This is a genomic window from Streptomyces sp. NBC_01390, assembly GCF_045040105.1.
Lineage (GTDB): Bacteria > Actinomycetota > Actinomycetes > Streptomycetales > Streptomycetaceae > Streptomyces.
The window spans coordinates 10,796,178-10,817,046 of sequence record NZ_CP109551.1 but is presented as its reverse complement, the minus strand read 5'-3'; the positions used below and the strand labels follow the sequence as shown (position 1 = coordinate 10,817,046).

Here is a 20,869-nt window from a genome sequence, read left to right as displayed (position 1 = left end):
TCGCGTCCCGGTGGGACTCCGGGACGCGTTCCACGCCCTGCACACCCGCTGCCGCCGTCTCCTACCCGCGTCGGCGCCGTGGGTGTCCGGACGGGTGCCGCCTGCGCGAACGCCCGTTGTGGCCCCGGCCATCCCCTAGGCCGGGGCCGCTGAATCCCGTCGCACCACCCTGTCGACGCCGCACTACCGGAGCGATGAGCATGCCCATGACGTCCACGATGACCACGCGCACCAGTCCGGACTGGCCCTGTCAGGTCAAGATCCCCGGCAGCTACGACTGGGAGCGCTCGGCGGTCAAGTGGCTGCGCGAGCTGGTGCCGACGCGCTACGCGGGCTACCCCACGCTGATCCGCCACCCCGTACTGCTGGCCAGGCACGCGCACATCCAGGTCCAGCACGAGATCCGGGTCGCCCGCACCGCCCTCCAGACGGCCCGCGCCGACCTGCCCGGCCTCGGGCTGAGCGAGTCGGTCATCGAGCACACGATCAAGATGTACGCCGCCGAGGTGCTCCAGCTCCAGCACATCGCCCGCAGCATCCGCGCGGTCAGCCAGGCCCTGGTCGACACCCACGCCGCACGCTGAGGCCGCCCCGCTCGCCGGGTCAGCGGTCCGTCGGGGCGGCGACTCGTCGGCCAGGTGGTGCCAGCCCGATCCGCCGACAGGCCGGCTCAGGAACCCGTACGGGACTCCAGGTCCTTTCGGGTGTCGTCCCCGTAGACGCCCGACTCGTCGCCGCGGATGCCGTACCAGAGCTGGAAGCGGGCCACGGCCTCGGTGAGGGCGGTGTCGTAACTGCCGCTGGTGGCACCGTGGGTGTAGACGTCGGGGATGCGCAGCAGGCGCTCCTGGAGGTCGGTCACCTCGGGACCGCTGTCCCCCTCGCGCAGAGTGCCCGCGCCGTCCGGGTCCGCCACGGCCGGTGCCGAAGGTACGGGAGCCGATGAGGCGACGGGCGGGGCGACCGAAGGCGCCGCCGGACGGACCTCGTCACCCTCGGCGCTGCCGGGGAGCAGCAGGGCCGAACCGAAGCCGACCAGAGCCGCCGCGCTGACCGCGACCGCGATGGCGGCCCGGCGCAGGTTCGGCCCGAACCCGAAGCCGACCCGCTCGCTCTGTTCCGCCGGACCGGACTGCCCCCCACGTCCCCGCCGCTGCCTCCGTTCGGCGCGTCCGCGGTGGGTGACCGGGGGCAACTGCTCCGTCGCCTCCTCCACGTCGGGCGCGGGCCGGGGCAGCGGGACGGCCTCGTAGCCCTCCGGCATTCCGGCCATCGCCTCCTCGTGCTCTCGCATGAGCTGCGCCAGCGCCTCGGTACGGCGGCGGCGCACCACGCGCGTCGGCTCCAGGGGCCGACGCCCTTCCGGCCGGCCCGGTGCGGGCGGTGTCGACACTCTGCACCCCTTCCCTGCGTACGGACTCCACACGGGCCGCGTACGGCGATGCCGTCGGCTCCGTGAAGTGATACGCGATCAGGAGCCACCGGGTTCAGCACGACGGGCCGAGGTTGAGAGAAGAGCGATGCCCGTCGCCGCCCCGGCTCAGGTACCGCGCACGGCGAAGTGGTCCAGGTGGTCCGGAGCGGGCGCGGAAAATAGTAGCCATGAACATAGTAGCCATGTAATCTATTCGGCATGAGCAAGGTTTCACCGGGCCCCACGCCCGGATTTCTGGTCTGGCGGCTCGCCAACAAGTGGCGTGTCGCGGTCGATCGCGCGGTGGGGCCGCTGGGCCTCACCCACGCGCAGTACTCACTGGTCGCATCGCTGTACGGCATGCAGCACGCCGGCGAGCGGCCCAGTCAGCGCCGCCTCGCCGACCACACCGGCCTGGAGGCGCTGTACGTCTCGAAGCTGGCACGCGCCCTGGAGTCGGCCGGTCTGATCGAGCGCACCCGCGATCCCCGCGACCCGCGCGCCGTACAGCTCGCCCTCACCGAGCAGGGCCAGGCCGTCACGCGGCAGGCCATCGAGGTGGTCCAGGAACTGCACCAGCAGCTGCTGGAGCCGCTCGGCGGTCCCGGCGCCCCGCGGACGCGCGCCTTCACCGACGAGCTGATGACCCTGCTCGACGCACCTCTCACTCCCTCCCTGCCGAACGACCAGAGGAGAACACCATGACGGCCACCGCATCCACCACCGCACCCGCCGCCGACGGCCGCACCCTCGGCCTGGCTCACTACGCCGCCCGCGGCGTACTGGAACACGTCCTGGCCCGGTACGGCGCCACGTTCCAGCAGCAGGTCGCCCTGCGCGCCGCCGTCACCGCCGACGCCCCACGGACACCGGACGATCTCGTCGCCCAGGTCCAACACTCCCTCAAGGCCGATCCGGCGGACATCCGTGCCACCCTCGACGAGTTGTTGTCCAAGCAACTGCTCACCACGGACGGCACGCACCTTCGCCCCACCGACGCCGGGCGCGAACTGCTCGCCGCCGTCGGCGCGGAGACCGCCCCCATCACCGCCCGGATCTGGGGCGGGATACCCGCCGAGGAACTGGCCGCCGCCGGTCACGTCCTCGCCCTAGTCGCCGAGCGCGCCAACGCGGAGCTCGCGGCGCTGACCGTCTGACCTCCGCAGCCGGGTCGGCATCCACTGCGCCGAACGTGTCATCCACGAAATCGTCGATCGCCGAACCCCCGACCCGACCCAGCAGCGACACCGGGACCGATGCCGCGTCCGATCTCCAGGACACTCAGTTCCCCATGTGGAGCGCACTGAGTGCCATCAGCATCGTTCTGATGCTAGTTTCCGGACCATGACCAAACCGCCCATGCGGGACGCCCTGGTCGCGGCGGCCTTCCAGCTCTTCCTGGAGCGCGGCTACGAACAGACCACCGTGGACGACATCGTGGCGCTGGCCGGGGTCGGGCGGCGATCGTTCTTCCGCTACTTCCCGTCCAAGGAGGACGTGGTCTTCCCCGACCACGAGCGGTGCCTGGCCGACATGACGGCATACCTGGCCGACAGCCCCGAGGACGCGGAACCGGTCGGGCGGGTCTGCGCCGCGGCCCGCATGGTGCTGCTCATGTACGCAGAGAACCCGGCCTTCTCCGTCCAGCGCTACCGGCTCACCAAGAAGGTCCCCGGACTGCGGGCCTCCGAGTTGTCGGTGGTCTGGCGGTACGAGCGCGCCCTGGCCGCGTATCTGCGTGAGCGTTTCGCGGGGCGGCCCGACGGGACGCTGCAGGCCGACGTGATCGCAGCGTCCGTCGTCGCGGCCCACAACAACGCACTGCGTTCCTGGCTGCGCTCGGACGGACACGGCGACGCGACCACGGCCGTCGACCACGCCCTGGACTACGTGAAGTCGGCGTTCGGCACCCCACCCGTACCCCGCAAAGAGAACGAGCCGCAGCTCGAGTCCGGCCCCGACTCCGAGGACGTCGTGGTCGTCGTCTCGCGGCGTGGGGCGCCGATGTGGCGGGTCGTCCAGGAGATCGAGTCCCTGCTGGGAACTCCGCGCGAAAATTGAGGGTACGCAGTGCCTTTACGCATGACACTGAGTGCCATACCCTGAGGCCGTGCACGGTGGCACAGCGAACCGCGCACTTCGGATTCAGGCCGAGCGCAGGGAGACACCGTGTACCACTCACTAGGCGCCACACGTCCGACGGGCGCAGGCTCAGCCACAGGCCTGCTCGACGCGCCGGCCGACACGAACACCCTCGTCTTCCAGCGCTGCGGCTGGTGCGCCACCGCCATGTACCACCGGCTGCTGTGCCCGGTCTGCGCGGGCAGCGACCTGCGCATGGAGCGCAGCGAGGGCACGGGCACGGTCCGGCACGCCACGGTGGTCAACCGGAACACCCCGGCCGCACGCAACGTGTCACTGGTCGAGATGGCCGAGGGATTCGTCGTACGCGGCCGGGTGATGGGCCCCGCCATCGGCATCCACAGCGGGGACAGGGTCCGGCTGGCCATGGCCAAGGACCCGGTGCGCGGCGAGCCGGTGTTCCAGCTGCTGGACGAGCCGTACCGGGCCTGGATCTGACGCTCTGACGGCCTCGACCTCCTGACACTCCGTCAACTCCTGGCACATTGAAGCTGTTCCCCTCCCCCGCCTCACCAACCTCCGCCGCACGCACACCCATTGATCCTCCTCCACAGGCAACCCACAGGTCCCTGAGCCCGTCCTCCGAGCCGAGAGGGGCCCGTCGGAAGACCGCGGGCCCTGAGCAAGGGCCAGGAGGAGAGAGCATTGCTACGTGCCGGGCGAATATGGGTCACCGCGGCTGCGGTACTCGCCGTGGTGGGAGGATCGCCGGGATGGGCGCAGGCGCAGCAGCCGACGAGGACTGAGGTCGCGGCCCAACAGCTGCCCTCGGACTGGACGTTCACCGGAGAGGGTGCACAGCGGCAGCTCGTCTGGCGCTCCGGCAGGCCGGTGCCGATGGGTGACGCGCGCGTCGAGTTCTACGCGGGCGGCCAGTTGCTCGGGCGGCCCGTGGCGGCGCGGGACGGCCGGACGTTCCGGCTTTCGCTGGAAGAGGCGCTGAAGGCCGACGGCCTCAAGGGTGCCGAGGCGCTCGGGGACCTTCAAGTGCGCGCCGGTGGACGCCGGTTGGACGCGGCGGGAATCGCGGCGCTCCCGGACCGGCGCCGGGCCGCTGTCGCTCCGCCCGCCGCGGCGCCGGCCAATCCCGTGGACCCCGGCAAGCCGGGCTCGTACCGTACGGTCTCGGGCGAGTACACGCTGGACTCGGTGAAGCTGCCCGGGATGCCCGTGCCGGTGGAGATGAAGGCCGTGGTGGTCGCCCCGACCGGGGCCACCGGCCGCAGGCCTCTCGCGCTGTTCCTGCACGGACGCCACTCCACCTGTTACAAGCCCGGCAGCACCGATGTCGACGGCGCCTGGCCCTGCCCGGCCGGTGAGAAGCAGATACCGAGCTACCGGGGATACCTCCGCGACCAGAAACTCCTGGCGTCCCAGGGCTATGTGACGGTGTCGATCTCCGCCAACGGCATCAACGCCCAGGACTCGGACCTGGAGGACGCCGGGGCGCAGGCCCGTTCCTCCCTGGTCCGGCAGCATCTCGCCCGCTGGGCGGGCTGGACCACGAACCGGCCCTCGGCACCGGCGATCGTACGGACCGCCCCGCCGGCCGACCTCTCCCGAGTGCTGCTGGTCGGCCACTCCCGGGGCGGCGAGGGCGTCAACCGCGCCGCCATGGACAGCCTGTACCGGCCGCCGGCCGACCAGGACGGGGCCCCCGGCCCGGTGCGCTGGAACATCCGGGGCACCGTCCTCATCGGCCCGACGATCTTCGGTCAGAACCCGGTCGCCGACGTGCCGTCGATGACGATTCTGCCCGGCTGCGACGGTGATGTGTCCGATCTCCAGGGCGAGTTGGCCGTGGACGGCACCCGCGGGATCAGCCGCGGCAGCGCCCTGCACAGCGCGGTCTACGTGATCGGCGCCAACCACAACTACTTCAACACGGAGTGGACGCCGGGGCTGGCACAGGCACCGGCGGACGACGACTTCTGGTCGGACCCGAACGACCCGAACGACCGGGACCCGGTCTGCGACGTGGGCACCAGGACCCGGCTGACCCCCGACCAGCAGCACAGGGCGGGCGCCTCCTACATCGCGGCGGCGGCCCGGCTGTTCGTCGCGGGCGACGACCGGGTCCGTCCGCTGCTCGACGGCTCCGGCCTGCGGGCGCCGTCCGCCGACCCGGCGCGCGTCCTCACGCACGCGGTGGGCGCAAACCGTTCGGCCGGCATCCTGCCGGACGGCGCGGTGACCGTGCAGGGCGGCGGCGGACGGCTGTGCTCGGCCGTGGACGACCGTCCTTCGGTCAGGTGCCTGGCCCCGGACGCCGGTCAGTCCCCGCACTTCGCGAGCTGGGCGACGGAGCGGGAGGTCGGCCGCCGGGCGGTCGCCGTCAAGTGGTCGCAGCCCGGTACCGCGGTACGGGTGACTCCCGGGCGACCGGTGTCCCTCAGCGGCGCCAAGGCCCTCGCCCTGCGCGTCGTCGTGCCCCCGAACACCACCGGGACGCAGTTGGACGTGTCCGTCACCGACACCGCGGGCAAGCGCGCCACGCTCGGCCGGGTGCGCGTGGACGGACTCCCCGGCAGCAACCGGACGGCTTCGTACTGGGCGCGGGAGGTCCGCGTACCGCTGTCCGCCGCCGCTCGGGCCGGGGTCGATCTTCGCAAGGTGCGGAGTGTGGAGCTGACTCCGCGCAGCCGTGCGGGCCAGGCCCTGCTGATCGACACCTGGGGCTGGCGCCCCGGCACACCCGCGGTGCGCCCGGCCGCGCTGCCGCGCGTCGACCTCGGACGGCTGATCGTCAAGGAGGGTGACTCCGGCACCCGGACCTACCGGGTCCCGGTCCGGATCACCGGGCAGGGAGGCGGCACGGTCCGCCTCTACGCCCAGAACCCCGGGACGGACACCATGACGAGCCGGTTGGTCACGGTGCGCCCCGGCGAGCAGAGCATCGACGTGCCGGTGACGGTGAAGGGCGACACCCTGTACGACTACGACGTCTGGCGCAGCGTGTTCGTGAAAGCGGTGCGCGGTGCCGTCATCGGCTCGTACAGCGGTGGGGTGAACGTCGAGAACGACGATCCCCGGCCCACCGTCACCATCACCCCCGTCGCGGACCGGGTCACCGAGGGACAGCCTCTGACCTGGCGTGCGACGCTGTCGGCGCCTTCCCGGGCCGAAATGTACGCCTACCTGGAGGTGCTGCCGGTCACCGGCGGCGCGGAGCTGTCCACCACGGATGTCGACCCGGCATGGCTGGCGGACGCCACCGGTCAGTCCCCGCTGCCTGAACGGCCGTTGTCCAAGATCGACGGACTCTACCTCTTCATGGACATCCAGCCGGGGCAGTTGACCACCGACGTGAGCCTGCCGACGGTCGCGGACACGGTGGCCGAACCGGAGGAGTCGGTACGGCTGCGCGTGGCCGACTACGACGAGGAGACCGGGGAGCCGATTCCTGGGCCCGAGTTCACGGGCACCGTGCTCGACGCGTCGTAGCGACGCGTCAGTGGTGGATGTGCGTCAGTGAGTGAAGGTGGGACCGCTGCCCCTGCGGGCGCGGTCCCACCTTCAGCTGTTCACGAGGGTGATCCGGATCCCGACCGTGCCCGTCCTGCCGCGCCGCAGCCGGCTGCCCAGGAGGGTGAGGCGGCCGAGTACGCCGTACTTGCGGGCGAGAAGCCGGCGGTAGGCGTCGGTCGCGGGCTGGTCGAGGATCTCGGCGGTGGCGGGGACCTGGTCGCCGGTCGGGTTGCCGCGGACGTCGCAGGGGCCGACGAGGACGTCGGCCCGGTTGCGGATCCGCTTCACCTTCCAGGAATCGGCCACCGACCAGGCGCCGAGAGCGTCCCCGTCCCGCACCACCCAGACCGGGGTGGCGACAGACGTGCCGTTCTTGCGGAAGCTGGTGATCAGCAGGTACTTGCCCGCGCCGAGCCGGTCCAGAGTGCTGGTGTCGTCCATGGGCGGGAGTCTAGGCGCCGGGACTTGACCTGCCACCCGGCGCCCGCCCCTCCCTCCTCGCCTGCCCTCACCAGCGCGGCAAACCCGGAGCACCCGAGGCCACAACCGACGCGTCCAGACTCTCGCCAACATCAACAACCTTGTCTAGATTGCAGGTTGACACTTTCTCGCCGGTGTTCAGGAGCTGCCCCCGTGCCCGAGAACCCCCCGGCCGCATCGCTGCAGGCGCGGATCAACTCGCGTCAGCCGCAGACGGCTCGGATCTGGAACTACTGGCTCGGCGGCCGGGACCACTACGAGGTCGACCGCGCGGCCGGCGACCGGATCCGTGAACTGCACCCCGGCATCGGCGAGTACGCCCGAGCTGACCGCCTCTTCCTGGCGCGGGCGGTGCGTCATCTGGTCACCGAGTGCGGGATACGGCAGTTCCTCGACATCGGCACGGGACTGCCGACCGCCGACAACACGCACGAGGTGGCCCAGCGGATCGCCCCGGAGACCCGGGTGGTGTACGTCGACAACGATCCGCTCGTCGTGGTCCACGCCCGCGCCCTCCTCACCAGCACACCCGAGGGGCGTACGGACCATGTCGACGAGGACCTGCGCAACGTCGACGCTGTCCTCGAACAGGCCGCGCGCACCCTGGACCTCACCCGGCCCGTCGCCCTGATGCTGCTCGGGGTGGTCATCTTCCTCGGCGACGACGAGGACCCGCACGGTGTCGTACGACGGCTGGTGGACGCCCTCCCACCGGGCAGCCATCTCGCGCTGTCGCACACCATCACCGGCCCGGCGCTCGGCGAGGTGGACGCGGCGGTGCGGTACTGGAACGCGCACGGCACCCCCCGGCTGACCCAGCGCAGCCCCGAGGAGGTGGCGCGTTTCTTCGACGGCCTGGACCTCCTGGAGCCGGGGGTCGTGTCCTGCTCGCGCTGGCGCCCGGAGTCGGTCCGCACCGGCCAGGACGAGCCGGCGGAGGTCGCCATGTACTGCGGAGTGGCCCGCAAGCCCTGACACGGTCCGCCCTCGGCCGACGGAACCGAACGGGATCTTGGAGATGGTGAACACGAACACCGCTCGCCACGTATGGAAGTGAGGGTCACTCAACGACCGGAGGGCCCCGCGGTGTCCACACCGCGCGTTCGGGGTTCGGGAGCCATTGATGAGGCACGCACGACGACGGATCGTCCGGCGAGCGACACGGCTGGCGGCCGTCGGCGGAGTGATCCTCGGCGGACTGATGGTCACCCAGGCTGTGGCGAGCGAGCCGCCAGAAGTCAATCTGCCGTTCAGCTCCGCCCAGGCGGCCGGCACCACCGGCAGTGAACTCGTCACCGAACTCGGCACCGACCGGACGGCGGGCAGCTGGATCGCGGCCGACGGGAAGCCGGTCGTCGCGGTCACCGACGCCGCGGCCGCGTCGGAGGTGGAGAAGGCGGGCGCTCGCGCCAAGGTCGTGGACCACAGCATGAACGACCTCAAGTCGGCGACACAGACGCTGCGTTCGGCTCCTCGCGTGGCGGGCACGGCGTGGGCGGTCGACTACACGAAGAACGAGGTGGTCGTCCAGGCCGACAGCACCGTGTCGGCCGCCGACTGGGCCAAGCTGTCCGCGGTCGCCAAGAGCATCGGCGGTTCCGTGCGCATGGAGCGGAGCGGGGGCACGTTCACCACCCGTATCAACGCGGCGCAGCCGATCCTGTCGACCGGCGGGCGCTGCTCGGCGGGCTTCAACGTGACCAGCGGGTCGGCCGACTTCATCCTGACGGCCGGCCACTGCGGGCCCAACGGTTCGGTGTGGTTCGCGGACACCGCGGGCCAGAACGAGATCGGCAAGACGATCAGCGGCAGCTTCCCGATCAACGACTACTCGCTGGTGCAGTACGACGGCGGCTCGGCCGGTGACGGCGCCGATGTCGTCGCCATCGGCAACGGGCGGGGCGTGCGGATCACAGGTGCGGCCGATCCGACCGTCGGGCAGAAGGTGTTCCGCAGCGGCAGCACCACCGGCCTGCGCGACGGCAAGGTGACCGGACTCAACGCCACGGTCAACTACCCCGAGGGCACGGTGTCGGGCCTGATCGAGACCACGGTGTGCGCCGAGGCGGGTGACAGCGGCGGCCCGTTGTTCTCCGAGGGCATCGCGCTGGGGATCACCTCGGGCGGCAACGGCGACTGCAAGACCGGCGGTACGACGTTCTTCCAGCCGGTGACCAAGGCTCTGGCCGCGCTCAATGTGCGGCTGATCGGCCAGGCGGGTCAGGCGGCCGCTCCGGCGCCGTCCGCGGCGGCCACGCAGAGCGCCGTCGCCCCCGGGGAGGCCCAGCCGGGCTCGGTGGCACCGGTGACGGGCAGCTCCGCCGGGGAGGCACTGCTGGACAAGCTCGCGGACCCGAAGAACGTGGGCCCCGGACTGCTGATCGCGGGTGGCAGCCTGATCGCTCTGGTCGCCACGCGATGGTTCCGGGTGGAACAGGACCGCAGGGACTACCGCAGGTCGTACGCGGCCACCTGGCGCTGACGCTCCGCTGGTTCGGCGGTGCTTCGGCCGAGGGCCCGGTGGGGGCTGGTCGCGCAGTTCCCCGCGCCCCTTCAGGGGCGCGGGGACGACGAACCGGAGAAACACTGAAGGCCGGGGCTGACGCGCTCTGTGCGCGGCCCCGGCCCTGTCGGCCAGACGTCGATCGGAAGTGGTTACGCGTCGCGCCCGGGGTGCGGGGAGACCGCGGCCCATTCGGCGACGAGCTGCTGATACGTCAGCCGCTGCTCGCTGTTGAGGATCCCGCCCGACCGGAGCCACAGGGCCCGGATCTCTTCGTTGACGTCGGCTGCCGAGCGATCAGGGGCGGATTGAAGAGTGGTGGACATGCTGTGAAGCATATGACGCCCCCGGTGAAAACTAAATCGATTAATACGGACTATTCCGGCATTTCCGACCGTGTTACTGATCACGTGCAGTACGTCACCCTCCCCGCCCCCGCCTCGGAGTTCACCGGTCGGCCGCCCCCAGCACCAGGACCTGGATGGCGAGTACGGCGGCCCCGCGCGCCCAGTCGTGGAAGTCGGAGACCTTGGTCTCCAGGTTGACCGGGTCCGCCAGCGGATGCCGGTTGGCGAGGATGCTCTCCTCGATCGTGGCACCCGCGACCGCGACGAGACCGACCCCCTCCCCGGCGAGCAGGATCTTCTCGGGCATCGCGAAGTTGGCGATCTGGGCGACCAGCGTGCCCAGCGCGCGGGCCGCCTCGTCGACGACGCGGGCGGCCATGGGGTCACCGGCGGCGGCCCGCGCGAGGATCTCGTCGTACGTCAGATCGTGGCCGGTGGCGGCGCGGATCTGGTAGCGGATGCTGGGGATCGTGAGCAGGGAGATGGCACTGCCGCGCTCCCCGTCGGGGGTGAGCGGGCCGTTCGGGTTGACGATCCAGCGGCGTCCGATGCCGAGACCGTCCTCGGAGGACGGCACCCGCCGACCGCCGCTGACCAGGCCGTAGCCGAGGCCCGCCCCTATGGTGAGGACGGCGAAGCGGTCGAGGCCACGGCCCGCGCCGAACCAGCTCTCGGCCTCGACGAGCGCGGTGACGTCGTTCTCCACGACCACCCGCAGTCCGGTGCGCTCCTCGACGAGGTCGGCGAACGGGACGTCGTACCAGTCCAGGAAGACGGAGTCGGCGACGACCGAGCGGTTCTCGACACGTCCGCCCACGCCGATTCCGATGCCCGACACCGCGGGGTGGGCGGCGGTCAGTTCGGCGGCCATCCCGGCGACCAGGTCGGCCACGCGGGCGGGGTCATGGCTGGTGAGGGGCCGGTCCAGGCGGGCGACGACCTCGCTGCGCAGGGAGGTGACGACGCTGTAGACCATGTCGTCGGTGATCTTGAAGCCGAGAAAGGCGCGGGACTCGGCGACGACGTCCAGGGGCTGCGAGGGCCGCCCCTGGCGTACTTCCTCCGGGGATCCGGTGTCGGGCGCCTCGACGAGCAGTCCCGATTCGAGCAGCGGTTTGGTGAGCCGGGTGAGGCTGCCGGCGGAGAGGTCGAGCCGCCGGGCGAGTTCGGCGCGGGACAGGGGGCCGTGGACGAGCACCTCGATCGCCACCGTTCGCTCGCCGGGGCTCAGCGGCGGCCAGCCGTCGGTCACTGCGGTCATGCCGATCAGACCCCTCACCTCTTCGACCTTTTCTTTTGCCACGAAACTAACAAGGTCACGATACGGCGAGAATCCTGGCTGAGAAAAGATGTCCACCCGCACCTTGACGAATGGATTCTTCCACCTCGAAAGTAAGTGCCCTGAGGACGAGCCGCCGACGAGCAGACGAGGGAGTCTCTCCATGACCGTCGCCTCCACCAGCCCTCCCCTGCGTCGACCACATGGTGACGGGGCGCTCGCGGCGCTCTTCGTCGCCCCGGCGATGCTGGGCTTCCTGGTGTTTCTGCTCTGGCCGACGCTGCGGGGCGTCTACCTGAGCTTCACCCGTTTCAATCTGCTGACTCCCGCCGAGTGGGTGGGGCTCGACAACTACGTCCGGATGGTGCACGACCCCATCTTCTGGGACTCGTTGACGGTCACGGTCGAGTACGTCGCCATCAACATCGGCGTTCAGACGGTGTCGGCGCTCGCCATCGCCGTGCTGCTCCAGCGGCTGACCCAGTCCGCGGTCCTGCGCGGCATCGTGCTCACCCCCTATCTGATGTCGAACGTCGTCGCGGGCATCGTCTGGCTCTGGATCCTCGACACCCAACTGGGCATAGGCAACGAGATCGTCGCGGCCCTCGGCTTCGACCGGATCCCGTTCCTCGCCGACGAGACCTGGGCGATCCCGACGATCGCGCTGATCAACGTCTGGCGGCACGTCGGTTACACCGCGCTGCTGCTGTTCGCGGGCCTGCAGGCCATCCCGAACGACATGTACGAGGCCGCCAAGGTGGACGGGGCGAGCGAGGGGCGGATGTTCTGGCGGATCACCATGCCGTTGCTGCGGCCCGTGCTCGCGGTGGTCCTGATCATGACGGTGATCGGCTCGTTCCAGGTCTTCGACACCGTCGCGGTGACGACGTCGGGCGGTCCCGCGAACGCCACCAACGTGCTGCAGTTCTACATCTACGGCGCCGCCTTCGGCCGCTTCCAGTTCGGCTACGCGTCCGCGATGTCCGTGGCCCTGCTGGTCGTGCTGAGCGCGATCACGTTCCTCCAGTACCGGCTCACCCGGGCCGGCCACACCGACCTCGGCTGACCGGGAGGAGCGAGACCATGACAACTCCGTCAACCCTGATGACACCGGCGGCCACGCCGACACCCACCAAGGCGGTCGTACGACCGCTGCGGCGCCGGCCCTCCCTCGGGCGGATCGCCGCCTGGGCGGTGATGACCGCGATCGTGCTGGTCACCCTGCTGCCGTTCTACTGGATCCTGCGCACCGCGCTGTCCACCAACGCGGGTCTCGCCGCCGACCCGACCAACCCCCTGCCCGTGCATCCGACCACCGGTGGTTTCGAGCGGGCGCTCGGACTGCAGTCCACCAAGGAGGCGATAGCGCAGGGCGGCGCGGGCGGCGGGCTGGACTTCTGGCGCTACCTGCTCAACTCGGTGTTCGTGTCGACCCTGATCACCGGCTGCCAGATCTTCTTCTCGGCGATGGCCGCGTACGCCTTCGCCCGGCTGCGCTGGCGCGGCCGGGACACCGTCTTCGGGCTGTTCCTGGCGGGCCTGATGGTCCCGGCGATCTTCACCCTGCTGCCGAACTTCGTCCTGATCAAGCAACTCGGCCTGGTGGACAACCTGTTGGGGATCGCGCTGCCGACGATGTTCATGACGCCGTTCGCGGTCTTCTTCCTCCGCCAGTTCTTCATGAACATCCCGCGCGAGGTCGAGGAGGCGGCACTGCTCGACGGCGCCGGCAAGATCCGCGTGTTCTTCCGGGTGCTGCTGCCGATGGCGTCCACGCCGGTACTCACGCTCGCGATCCTCACGTACATCACCGCCTGGAACGACTACTTCTGGCCGCTGATGGTGTCGTACAGCGACAGCTCGCGCGTGCTCACGGTGGCGCTGGCGATCTTCCGGGCACAGACCCCGCAGACGGGCGTCGACTGGTCGGGGCTGATGGCGGCGACCTTGATCGCCGCGCTGCCGATGCTCGTGCTGTTCGCGTGCTTCGCGCGCCGCATCGTGAGCTCCGTCGGCTTCACGGGCATCAAGTGACCGCGCCGACCGACCACCTGCTCACCTGCTCACCTGAAAGGACGGACATGCGAATTCGTACGGTCGTGGCACTGACCGGAGCTCTGGCGCTGTCCCTCGCTACCGGTTGCGCGCAGGGCGGGGCGGCCGGCTCGTCGTCGGACACCGTGACGTACTGGCTGTGGGACGCCAACCAGCAACCCGCCTACCAGGCCTGCGCGAAGGGCTTCGAGCGGGAGAACCCCGGCCTGACGGTGAAGATCACCCAACTGGGCTGGGACGACTACTGGACCAAGCTCACCGCGAGCTTCATCGCGGGCACCCAGCCGGACGTGTTCACCGACCACATCCAGAAGTTCGGCCAGTTCGCCGATCTGAAGGTCCTCGAACCGCTCGACGACCTCGGCATCGAGGACTCCGCCTACCAGCCGGGCCTCGCCGCCAACTGGATGGGCCAGGACGGCCACCGCTACGGCGCGCCGAAGGACTGGGACACCGTCGCCCTCTTCTACAACCGGAAACTGGCGACGGCCGCCGGTCTCACCGCCGCACAGCTGAACGACCTCTCCTGGAACCCGAAGGACGGCGGCACCTTCGAGAAGGCGATCGCGCACCTCACCGTCGACAAGAACGGCAAACGGGGTGACGAGGCCGGCTTCGACAAGAACAACGTCAAGGTGTACGGCCTCGCCACCAACGGGGGCGGCGACGGCGACGGCCAGACCCAGTGGAGCACCTTCGCCGCCTCGGCGGGCTGGACCTACACGAACGAGAAGCGCTGGGGCACCGAGTACCGGTACGACAGCAAGACCTTCCAGTCGGTGATCAAGTGGTACTTCGGTCTCGCGGACAAGGGCTACATGGTCCCCTTCACGGACTACAACTCCCAGTCCAACCAGGCGAACACCCAGATCTCGTCGGGCCGGGCGGCAGCCGCGTTCGACGGTGCCTGGATGATCTCGTCGTACGCCGGCTTCAAGGGCCTGGACATGGCCACCGCCGTCACTCCGGCCGGCCCGACGGGCAAACGCGCCACGATGATGAACGGCCTCGCCGACTCCGTCACCAAGGACGCCCACAACATGGCGGGCGCCAAGAAGTGGGTCGCGTACCTGGCGTCCGCCGAGTGCCAGCGGACGGTGGGGAGTTACGGGATCGTCTTCCCGGCCACGCCCGACGGCACGAAGGCCGCGGTGGCCGCGTACCGGAAGAAGGGCATCGACGTCTCGGCGTTCACCCGGCCGGTCGCCGGCGAGAAGGCGGGCGGGAAGGAGTTCGCCACCTTCTCCTACCCGATCACCAACTACGCGGCCGACGTGTACGCGTTGATGCACCCGGCCATGCAGGACATCTTCGGCAACGGCAGGTCCGTGACCAGCCTCGACCGGACCAACAGCCAGATCAACCTGATCCTCGACCAGTGACGACACCGAAGTCACCGGTCGGACACCATACGAAGGGCACGCACAACATGACGTTCTCCCTCGGCATCGTGGGCGCCGGGCAGTTCTCCGGCCAGTTCGCCAAGCTGTTCCTCGCTCATCCGGGCGTCGGCGAGGTGTATGTGACCGACCTCCTGCCGGAGCGCGCGGAGCAACTGGCCGCGGCGGAAGGCCTGTCGGGCACGTTCCCGTCGTACGAGGCGATGCTGGAGTCGCCCGCGGTCGACGCAGTGGCGATCTTCACCCAGCGCTGGACACACGGGCCGCTGGTCCTGAAGGGCCTCGGCGCCGGCAAGCACGTGTACTCGGCGGTGCCGATGGCGATAACCGCCGAGGAGATCGGCGCGATCATCGACGCCGTACGGGCCACCGGACTCACGTACATGATGGGTGAGACGAGTCAGTACAACCCGGCGACCGTCCACGCCCGCAACCAGATCGCCGAGGGCGCCTTCGGCAGGCTCTTCTACGCCGAGGGCGACTACGTCCACGACATGGACCTGGGGTTCTACGAGGCCTACCAGTACAGCGGCGGCGAGAACTGGAAGGCGACGGCCAGTTATCCCCCGCTCCTGTACCCGACGCACTCGGTGGGCGGGGTGCTCGGCGCCTGGCAGACGCACGCGATCAGCGTGTCGGCGATAGGCGTGCGGGACGAGCGCGGCGACGGTGTGTTCGACAAGGAGGTCAGCCAGTTCGGCAACGACTACTCCAACGCGAGCGCCCTGTTCGAGGTCGCGGGCGGCGGTTCGTTCCGTACGAACGAGTTCCGGCGCGTCGGCTACCCCTCGCAGATCCGGGAGTCGCGGTTCCGGTTCTTCGGTACGGACGCCAGCATGGAGCAGCTCGCCACGGTCGCCTTCTGGCAGGACAAGAAGGGGGTCACGGACATCAGCGAGCTGCTGGAGCCCAAGCCCACCATGGCTCCTGACGATCCGTCACTCCAGCACATCGCGCCGGACCTACGGGCCGCCTTCACGTCCGGCTCGGCTCCGGTGCACGACCGGTCGCGCCTCCCGAGGGAGTTCGACGAGCTCCACAACGGCCACGAGGGCAGTCACCACTTCCTGGTGGACGACTTCGTGACGACGGTCAACACCCGCACCCTGCCGTCGGTGAACGCGTGGGTCGCCGCCCGCTACACCCTGCCGGGCATCGTGGCGCACGACTCGGCGCGGCAGGGCGGGGCGAGGCTGCCGATCCCCGACTTCGGGGACGCGCCCGAGGCGTGACCCGGGGCACGGTACGAGGGTCGGCCGGGTGCCTCAGGTGCCCGGCTTGCGCCCGTACACGAAGACGTCGTCGCCGTTCTTCAGCAGCGACCAGTACTTCTTGGCGGTCGTCTTCGTCATGTTGACGCAGCCGTGCGAGCCCGGGGGGTTCCACATGCTGAGGCCGACGGAGTGGAAGGCCTGCCCGCCGTCGAAGAACTGGCTGTAGGGCATCGGCACGTTGTAGATGTTCGAGACGTGGTCGATGTCCCGCCAGTAGATCTTCTTCAGTCCGGTGCGGGTCTCGTAGCCGTCGCGGCCGGTGCGGACCGGCACCGGGCCGTAGACGAGGCGGCTGCCGTCCTGGATCCAGCTCAGCTGGAGCGTGAGGTTGACGCAGGCGATACGGCCCTTGTTGGTCGGGCACTTGCCTTCCTTGTTGGGGTTGTTCCCGACGGCCCGCTGCTTCAGCATCAGGTCCATCACGCCCCAGGTGACGGAGCCCGCGTAGCCCGCGCTGGGAGTGATGCCGTGCTTCTTCTGGAAGTTCTGGGTGGCCTTGCAGTCGGCGGCGGACTGCACACCGTCGACGGGCCGCCCGAGGAACTTCTCCACCTTCTTCTGGTACGGGCCGGTCTGCGTCGTGCAGCTCGCGGCCTGCGCCGGGGCGGCGGTGGCCACCAGCGCGAGCGGCGCCACGAGCCCCGCGACTCCGAGCGCGACGACCCCTCGTCTGCGTACGTCCCCCATGTCGGTACCTCTCTCCTGCGTGCTGCGAGCGGGTTGTCATGAACGTTCTCTGCTTGCTAGACCGCTGTTCCGGCTGATCGGTTGTGGATCCGCCCGGGCCGGGACGAAACGGTGACACTCCCGTGGCCCGCCCATGTCGTGCCCCGCCGCGGTGTCATGGTCCGACCGTACTGTCCCGGCGATCAACTGGGCAGATAGCGTTCGGACATGTCCGCGTTCATTCAGCAACTCCCCGCTCTCATAGGTGTCGTCATCGGAGCCCTCGGCTCCTACTGGGCCATCGCACGAGGGGAGCGGGTCCGCTTCACGCGCGAACGGGAGGCGCGGTGGGAGGAGCGGCGGCTGTCGGTGTACACCGACTACGCACGGGTGCTCAAGAAGTCGGTCACGCTGACCTACCGGGTCGCGGCGGGCCTCGGCAACGACCCGCATCCGCATCCCCTGACGCCCGAGGAGGCGGCGCCGCTCATCGCCGAGGCCACCGTCGCCAGGGACCCGTACGGGGAGGCCCTGCTTCTGCTGGGCGACCCCGAGGTGGTGGCGAAGGCCCGGGAGTGGGTCGCCACACTGCTGGAGATGGAGGCGTTCCTGCGCGAGCGGACCGAGGATCCGCGCGCCTGGCAGGTGCTGCTGCAACGCCAGCGGTCCGGACGTGAGGGCTACTACGCGGCCGTTCGCAGCGACCTGGCGCTGCCACCGGGCCACTCCGCCCGCTGGCCGGTGGTCCCGGCCGGGGGACCACCGGCGACGGCGACTGATGCGTAGGCCCGCGCCTGCGCATCAGCGGATGATTCACCTGACGAGTGCTGTCTCTACCGGTATCCGGCCGTGTCCGCCGGTTTCCCCGCGTCCTGGACCTCGATCACATAGCGCCAGGCGTCCGGACGGCTGCCGTCGAGGTCGGTGAAGCCGTAGACCTTGGCGAGCCCGCCGCTGGAGAGGGACTCGCCGTTCCAGCGGGACACGTCCGGGTCGGCCGCCAGAGCCGTCACGGCGCGGCCCACGAAACGCGGGGTCTCCGAGATGGCGAAGTGCGGGACGCGTTCCAGGGCGTCCCGCCAGTTCTCCTCGCGGACGCCGAAGTGTTCGAGCATCATCTCGGAGCGCAGCCAGCCCGGGGTCAGCGCCACGGCGGTGGCGCCGCGCGGGCCCAGTTCGTGGCCGAGGGCGAAGCCCATGCGCAGGACGGACGACTTGGCGAGGTCGTAGAAGAAGGAGGTCCGGTAGGTGTCCCGGTTGTAGTCGGCGGTGCCGTCGGTCATCTCGACGACCAGGCCACCGGGGTTGCGCAGCAGCAGGGGCAGGGCGTGGTGGCTGGTGATCGCGTGTGTCTCGACGGCCAGCCGCAGCAGCCGCAGCCCCTTGTCGAGGTCGTGCTCCCACACCGGGCTCTCCCAGTCGAAGAGGTTCTCGCCGCCCCAGATGTCGTTGACCAGGACATCGAGCCGGCCCTGCTCCTCGGCCACCCGGTCCACCAGCACCCGTACCTGCGCCGGGTCCAGATGGTCGGTGGGTACGGCGATGCCGTGGCCGCCCGCGGCGGTGACCAGGTCGGCCGTGTCCTCGATGGTCTCCGGCCGGTCGTACTCGGAGCGCTGCTGCCGGGTGCTGCGGCCGGTCACGTAGACGGTGGCCCCGGCGGCCCCGAGCTCCACGGCGATGCCGCGCCCGGCCCCGCGGGTCGCCCCGGCGACCAGGGCGACCCTGCCCGCGAGCTTCCCGCCCTGAGCCCCTGCGCCTTGAGCCCCTGCGTCCTGTTGCCCGTCCAGGGGGCTGTCCGTCGTCCTCGGCATGTCCGTGTCTCCTCCGTGCGTGACCGCAAGCCCGACCGACCCGGTCTGCGGGCCGGCGTCACGTCCAGGGTGTCGCTGATACCGGACATCCGCTGTCGGGTATTCCGCTCACGACATGCCGCAGGGCGGGCAGCTGCTCCGCCAGCGGGTCCAGGCCCACGTCCTCGCGGCGCTCCTCGACCGTCTCGGGGTGGCGGATCGGGTACGGGCACAGGGTGTCCGCGTTGATGCGGGTGCCGTAGAACTGCGGCTGGCCCAGCTCGACCGCGCAGTGGTCGGCGATGTAGGCGTGGTGCACGGCCGGACAGCCGCCGTCCGCCACCGCCTCCGCGATCAGGTCGCGGCAGGTGAGCTGGAAGCCGAGGTCGGCGGTGTGCAGAAGGATCATCAGCGCCGCCGTCGAGGCGGGCTCGCCGACCTGGGCGGCCTGGGGCCAGCCGCGCCGGGCCACGACCGATCTGAGGGCGTCGGCGTTGGCGCCCCGGCACCGGGTGACGAAGTGCCGGTTGAGCGCCGTGGGCGTCTCGCGGGCCAGCCGGGTCAGCCGCTGGTCCTCCTCGGCCCGGCGCACCAGTTCGGCGGCCAGAGCGCCGTGTCGCGGCTCGGCCGCGCCGGGGCTTCTCGGTTGTCCGTGCGTCACGGGGGCCATCCAGGTCTCGCATCACTTCGGGGTGGGGCTACGTACTCGTCCGGATCTGTCGGGACGTCAACTTCCCGGCGGGGGACGGGTTTCGGTGACACCACCGCGCGATGTACGGCAGGTCACCCGATCACTATGGTGACCGACAGGCACAGCTCGCAACCTTCGTTCTGATAATTTCAGAATGAAGCGCAAAGCCCTGTCGGTGTCAACCGAAGACATGGCACACTGCCCGCTGTGACGGCTGTCCCCGGAGGTCCCACGTGAGCGACAACCGCTCAGGCGGAAGTGCCCCCACCGTCCTTCGGATGGTCCTCGGCAAGCGGCTGAGGCAGCTGCGGGAGCGGGCAGGGGTCTCGTTCGAGGACGCCGCACGGGCGATCGAGGTCACGCCGTTGACGGTCCGCCGGATGGAGAAGGCCGAGGTCGGCCTCCGCATCCCCTACGTGAGGGAGCTGCTCAGCACCTACGGGGTCCGGGCCAAGGAGATCGACGACTTCCTCCACCTAGCCAGGGAGGCCAACCAGCCGGGCTGGTGGTACTCGTACCGCGATGTGCTGCCGGACTGGTTCAGCGCCTATGTGAGCCTGGAGAGCGAAGCCACCGTCATCCGGCTCTACGAACCCCACTACGTCCCCGGCCTGTTGCAGACCGAGGACTACGCCGTCGCGCTGCTGCGCATCGGCTTCCCCAACGACAGTCCCGAGGACATCCGGCGCCGGGTCGCCCTGCGGCTGAAGCGCCAGGATCTGCTCGACAAGCCCGAGGCGCCCGCCGTCTGGGCCGTACTGGACGAGACCGTGCTGCGCAGGCCCGTGGGCGGGGCCGAGGTGATGCGGGCTCAGATCGATCACCTCAGTGAGGTGTTGGAGTATCCGAAGGTCCGGCTCCAGATCATGCGCTTCGCCGCGGGTCCGCATCCGGGAGCCTTCGGTCCCTTCCACTACTTCCGCTTCGGCTTCTCCGAACTGCCCGACGTCGTCTACACGGAGAGCCTCGCCGGCGCGCAGTACTTCGACCAGCCCGCCGACGTCGTGACCTACCTGGAGGTACTGGACCGGATGTCCGTTCAGGCGGACCCGGTCGCTCGGACCAGGGAGATCCTGGCAGCACTGCGTAAGGAGTTGTGAACCATGGCAACCGACAACCCCGTCCACAGCGGCATGCCCGCGTCCGAACTCGGCTCCGAGGGCTGGCACAAGCCCTGGAGCGGCACCAACGGCGGAAGCTGCGTCGAGGCCAAGCGACTGCCCGACGGCAGTGTCGCCTTCCGGCAGTCCAAGGACCCCGACGGGCCCGCGCTGGTCTACTCCCGGGACGAGATCGTGTCGTTCCTGGAGGGCGCCAAGTCCGGCCAGGCGGACTTCCTGATCGCCTGACACCTCGG

At 70.1% G+C, this 20,869-nt stretch carries 22 protein-coding genes; 15 read left to right on the top strand and 7 right to left on the bottom strand.

Features of this window, described 5'->3' with window-relative positions; translation table 11 throughout:
* Positions 1–194 precede the first annotated feature (194 nt).
* Positions 195–584 carry a hypothetical protein gene (locus OG241_RS48195; RefSeq protein WP_405825290.1) on the top strand — a complete coding sequence of 130 codons (390 nt, stop codon included), beginning with the start codon at positions 195–197 and terminating at the stop codon, positions 582–584.
* An 86-nt stretch (positions 585–670) separates the two neighbouring features.
* Here OG241_RS48195 and OG241_RS48190 read toward each other — a convergent pair whose 3' ends face one another.
* Positions 671–1,393 (bottom strand): peptidoglycan-binding protein, encoded by a 723-nt coding sequence (locus OG241_RS48190; protein ID WP_405825288.1) that lies wholly within the window; start codon positions 1,391–1,393, stop codon positions 671–673.
* Between the two features lie 240 nt (positions 1,394–1,633).
* Here OG241_RS48190 and OG241_RS48185 point away from each other — a divergent pair, with 240 nt between their 5' ends.
* From OG241_RS48185 to OG241_RS48165, 5 genes are all read left to right on the top strand, one after another.
* Positions 1,634–2,119: a MarR family winged helix-turn-helix transcriptional regulator gene (locus OG241_RS48185; RefSeq protein WP_405825286.1), complete on the top strand. Its 486-nt coding sequence runs from the start codon at positions 1,634–1,636 to the stop codon at positions 2,117–2,119.
* Positions 2,116–2,571: a MarR family transcriptional regulator gene (locus tag OG241_RS48180; RefSeq protein ID WP_405825284.1), complete on the top strand. Its 456-nt coding sequence runs from the start codon at positions 2,116–2,118 to the stop codon at positions 2,569–2,571. The genes OG241_RS48185 and OG241_RS48180 overlap by 4 nt, the downstream gene beginning before the upstream one ends.
* A gap of 202 nt (positions 2,572–2,773) precedes the next feature.
* On the top strand, positions 2,774–3,475 hold the full coding sequence (locus OG241_RS48175) for a TetR family transcriptional regulator (protein WP_405826846.1): 702 nt from the start codon (positions 2,774–2,776) through the stop codon (positions 3,473–3,475).
* Between the two features lie 108 nt (positions 3,476–3,583).
* Positions 3,584–3,994: a Zn-ribbon domain-containing OB-fold protein gene (locus OG241_RS48170; protein WP_405825282.1), complete on the top strand. Its 411-nt coding sequence runs from the start codon at positions 3,584–3,586 to the stop codon at positions 3,992–3,994.
* A 207-nt stretch (positions 3,995–4,201) separates the two neighbouring features.
* Positions 4,202–7,000 carry a hypothetical protein gene (locus OG241_RS48165; protein ID WP_405825280.1) on the top strand — a complete coding sequence of 933 codons (2,799 nt, stop codon included), beginning with the start codon at positions 4,202–4,204 and terminating at the stop codon, positions 6,998–7,000.
* A 72-nt stretch (positions 7,001–7,072) separates the two neighbouring features.
* Here OG241_RS48165 and OG241_RS48160 read toward each other — a convergent pair whose 3' ends face one another.
* Positions 7,073–7,465, bottom strand: coding sequence for a PPOX class F420-dependent oxidoreductase (locus tag OG241_RS48160; RefSeq protein ID WP_405825278.1), 393 nt, complete (start codon positions 7,463–7,465; stop codon positions 7,073–7,075).
* A gap of 192 nt (positions 7,466–7,657) precedes the next feature.
* Between OG241_RS48160 and OG241_RS48155 the strand changes: the two genes are divergently transcribed.
* The gene (locus tag OG241_RS48155) at positions 7,658–8,479 is read left to right on the top strand and encodes an SAM-dependent methyltransferase (RefSeq protein WP_405825276.1); all 822 of its coding nucleotides are present in this window, start codon (positions 7,658–7,660) and stop codon (positions 8,477–8,479) included.
* Between the two features lie 148 nt (positions 8,480–8,627).
* Positions 8,628–9,986: a S1 family peptidase gene (locus OG241_RS48150; protein WP_405825274.1), complete on the top strand. Its 1,359-nt coding sequence runs from the start codon at positions 8,628–8,630 to the stop codon at positions 9,984–9,986.
* Between the two features lie 173 nt (positions 9,987–10,159).
* On the opposite strand, the gene OG241_RS48145 is transcribed toward OG241_RS48150, so the two are convergent.
* Together OG241_RS48145 and OG241_RS48140 are read right to left on the bottom strand one after the other, a co-directional pair.
* A complete protein-coding gene (locus OG241_RS48145) occupies positions 10,160–10,345 on the bottom strand; it encodes a hypothetical protein (protein ID WP_006380218.1) in 186 nt (61 codons plus the stop codon).
* A 109-nt stretch (positions 10,346–10,454) separates the two neighbouring features.
* On the bottom strand, positions 10,455–11,615 hold the full coding sequence (locus OG241_RS48140) for an ROK family protein (RefSeq protein WP_405825272.1): 1,161 nt from the start codon (positions 11,613–11,615) through the stop codon (positions 10,455–10,457).
* 181 nt (positions 11,616–11,796) lie between these two features.
* Here OG241_RS48140 and OG241_RS48135 point away from each other — a divergent pair, with 181 nt between their 5' ends.
* Genes OG241_RS48135 through OG241_RS48120 form a run of 4 tightly spaced genes read left to right on the top strand, consistent with a single transcriptional unit; the run spans position 11,797 to position 16,320 of the window.
* On the top strand, positions 11,797–12,699 hold the full coding sequence (locus tag OG241_RS48135) for a carbohydrate ABC transporter permease (protein WP_405825271.1): 903 nt from the start codon (positions 11,797–11,799) through the stop codon (positions 12,697–12,699).
* A gap of 17 nt (positions 12,700–12,716) precedes the next feature.
* Positions 12,717–13,667: a carbohydrate ABC transporter permease gene (locus OG241_RS48130; RefSeq protein ID WP_405825269.1), complete on the top strand. Its 951-nt coding sequence runs from the start codon at positions 12,717–12,719 to the stop codon at positions 13,665–13,667.
* A gap of 47 nt (positions 13,668–13,714) precedes the next feature.
* Positions 13,715–15,070, top strand: coding sequence for an ABC transporter substrate-binding protein (locus OG241_RS48125; RefSeq protein ID WP_405825267.1), 1,356 nt, complete (start codon positions 13,715–13,717; stop codon positions 15,068–15,070).
* A gap of 47 nt (positions 15,071–15,117) precedes the next feature.
* The gene (locus tag OG241_RS48120; protein WP_405826844.1) at positions 15,118–16,320 is read left to right on the top strand and encodes a Gfo/Idh/MocA family protein; all 1,203 of its coding nucleotides are present in this window, start codon (positions 15,118–15,120) and stop codon (positions 16,318–16,320) included.
* A 33-nt stretch (positions 16,321–16,353) separates the two neighbouring features.
* Here OG241_RS48120 and OG241_RS48115 read toward each other — a convergent pair whose 3' ends face one another.
* On the bottom strand, positions 16,354–17,049 hold the full coding sequence (locus OG241_RS48115) for a L,D-transpeptidase family protein (RefSeq protein WP_405825265.1): 696 nt from the start codon (positions 17,047–17,049) through the stop codon (positions 16,354–16,356).
* A 207-nt stretch (positions 17,050–17,256) separates the two neighbouring features.
* Between OG241_RS48115 and OG241_RS48110 the strand changes: the two genes are divergently transcribed.
* Entirely contained in the window at positions 17,257–17,814 is a 558-nt protein-coding gene (locus OG241_RS48110) for a hypothetical protein (RefSeq protein ID WP_405825263.1), read from the top strand.
* Between the two features lie 47 nt (positions 17,815–17,861).
* Here the strand turns inward: OG241_RS48110 and OG241_RS48105 are convergent, their stop codons facing one another.
* On the bottom strand, positions 17,862–18,842 hold the full coding sequence (locus tag OG241_RS48105; protein ID WP_405825261.1) for an SDR family oxidoreductase: 981 nt from the start codon (positions 18,840–18,842) through the stop codon (positions 17,862–17,864).
* A gap of 58 nt (positions 18,843–18,900) precedes the next feature.
* Positions 18,901–19,491, bottom strand: a complete 591-nt coding sequence (locus OG241_RS48100; RefSeq protein WP_405825259.1) for a DUF6624 domain-containing protein — start codon at positions 19,489–19,491, stop codon at positions 18,901–18,903.
* 299 nt (positions 19,492–19,790) lie between these two features.
* Between OG241_RS48100 and OG241_RS48095 the strand changes: the two genes are divergently transcribed.
* Entirely contained in the window at positions 19,791–20,612 is an 822-nt protein-coding gene (locus tag OG241_RS48095) for a helix-turn-helix domain-containing protein (RefSeq protein WP_405826842.1), read from the top strand.
* Between the two features lie 3 nt (positions 20,613–20,615).
* Positions 20,616–20,861, top strand: coding sequence for a DUF397 domain-containing protein (locus OG241_RS48090; RefSeq protein WP_405825257.1), 246 nt, complete (start codon positions 20,616–20,618; stop codon positions 20,859–20,861).
* Positions 20,862–20,869: the final 8 nt, after the last annotated feature.

What these genes read in the sequence shown, in the direction of transcription:
- OG241_RS48120 (WP_405826844.1), top strand. Translation starts at nt 15,118, where the DNA reads ATGACGTTCTCCCTCGGCATCGTGGGCGCCGGGCAGTTCTCCGGCCAG.
- OG241_RS48140 (WP_405825272.1), bottom strand. Translation starts at nt 11,615, where the DNA reads ATGACCGCAGTGACCGACGGCTGGCCGCCGCTGAGCCCCGGCGAGCGA.
- OG241_RS48090 (WP_405825257.1), top strand. Translation starts at nt 20,616, where the DNA reads ATGGCAACCGACAACCCCGTCCACAGCGGCATGCCCGCGTCCGAACTC.
- OG241_RS48145 (WP_006380218.1), bottom strand. Translation starts at nt 10,345, where the DNA reads ATGCTTCACAGCATGTCCACCACTCTTCAATCCGCCCCTGATCGCTCG.
- OG241_RS48125 (WP_405825267.1), top strand. Translation starts at nt 13,715, where the DNA reads ATGCGAATTCGTACGGTCGTGGCACTGACCGGAGCTCTGGCGCTGTCC.
- OG241_RS48100 (WP_405825259.1), bottom strand. Translation starts at nt 19,491, where the DNA reads ATGGCCCCCGTGACGCACGGACAACCGAGAAGCCCCGGCGCGGCCGAG.
- OG241_RS48180 (WP_405825284.1), top strand. Translation starts at nt 2,116, where the DNA reads ATGACGGCCACCGCATCCACCACCGCACCCGCCGCCGACGGCCGCACC.
- OG241_RS48195 (WP_405825290.1), top strand. Translation starts at nt 195, where the DNA reads ATGAGCATGCCCATGACGTCCACGATGACCACGCGCACCAGTCCGGAC.
- OG241_RS48185 (WP_405825286.1), top strand. Translation starts at nt 1,634, where the DNA reads ATGAGCAAGGTTTCACCGGGCCCCACGCCCGGATTTCTGGTCTGGCGG.
- OG241_RS48150 (WP_405825274.1), top strand. Translation starts at nt 8,628, where the DNA reads ATGAGGCACGCACGACGACGGATCGTCCGGCGAGCGACACGGCTGGCG.
- OG241_RS48135 (WP_405825271.1), top strand. Translation starts at nt 11,797, where the DNA reads ATGACCGTCGCCTCCACCAGCCCTCCCCTGCGTCGACCACATGGTGAC.
- OG241_RS48110 (WP_405825263.1), top strand. Translation starts at nt 17,257, where the DNA reads ATGTCCGCGTTCATTCAGCAACTCCCCGCTCTCATAGGTGTCGTCATC.
- OG241_RS48095 (WP_405826842.1), top strand. Translation starts at nt 19,791, where the DNA reads ATGGTCCTCGGCAAGCGGCTGAGGCAGCTGCGGGAGCGGGCAGGGGTC.
- OG241_RS48105 (WP_405825261.1), bottom strand. Translation starts at nt 18,842, where the DNA reads ATGCCGAGGACGACGGACAGCCCCCTGGACGGGCAACAGGACGCAGGG.
- OG241_RS48175 (WP_405826846.1), top strand. Translation starts at nt 2,774, where the DNA reads ATGCGGGACGCCCTGGTCGCGGCGGCCTTCCAGCTCTTCCTGGAGCGC.
- OG241_RS48160 (WP_405825278.1), bottom strand. Translation starts at nt 7,465, where the DNA reads ATGGACGACACCAGCACTCTGGACCGGCTCGGCGCGGGCAAGTACCTG.
- OG241_RS48115 (WP_405825265.1), bottom strand. Translation starts at nt 17,049, where the DNA reads ATGGGGGACGTACGCAGACGAGGGGTCGTCGCGCTCGGAGTCGCGGGG.
- OG241_RS48130 (WP_405825269.1), top strand. Translation starts at nt 12,717, where the DNA reads ATGACAACTCCGTCAACCCTGATGACACCGGCGGCCACGCCGACACCC.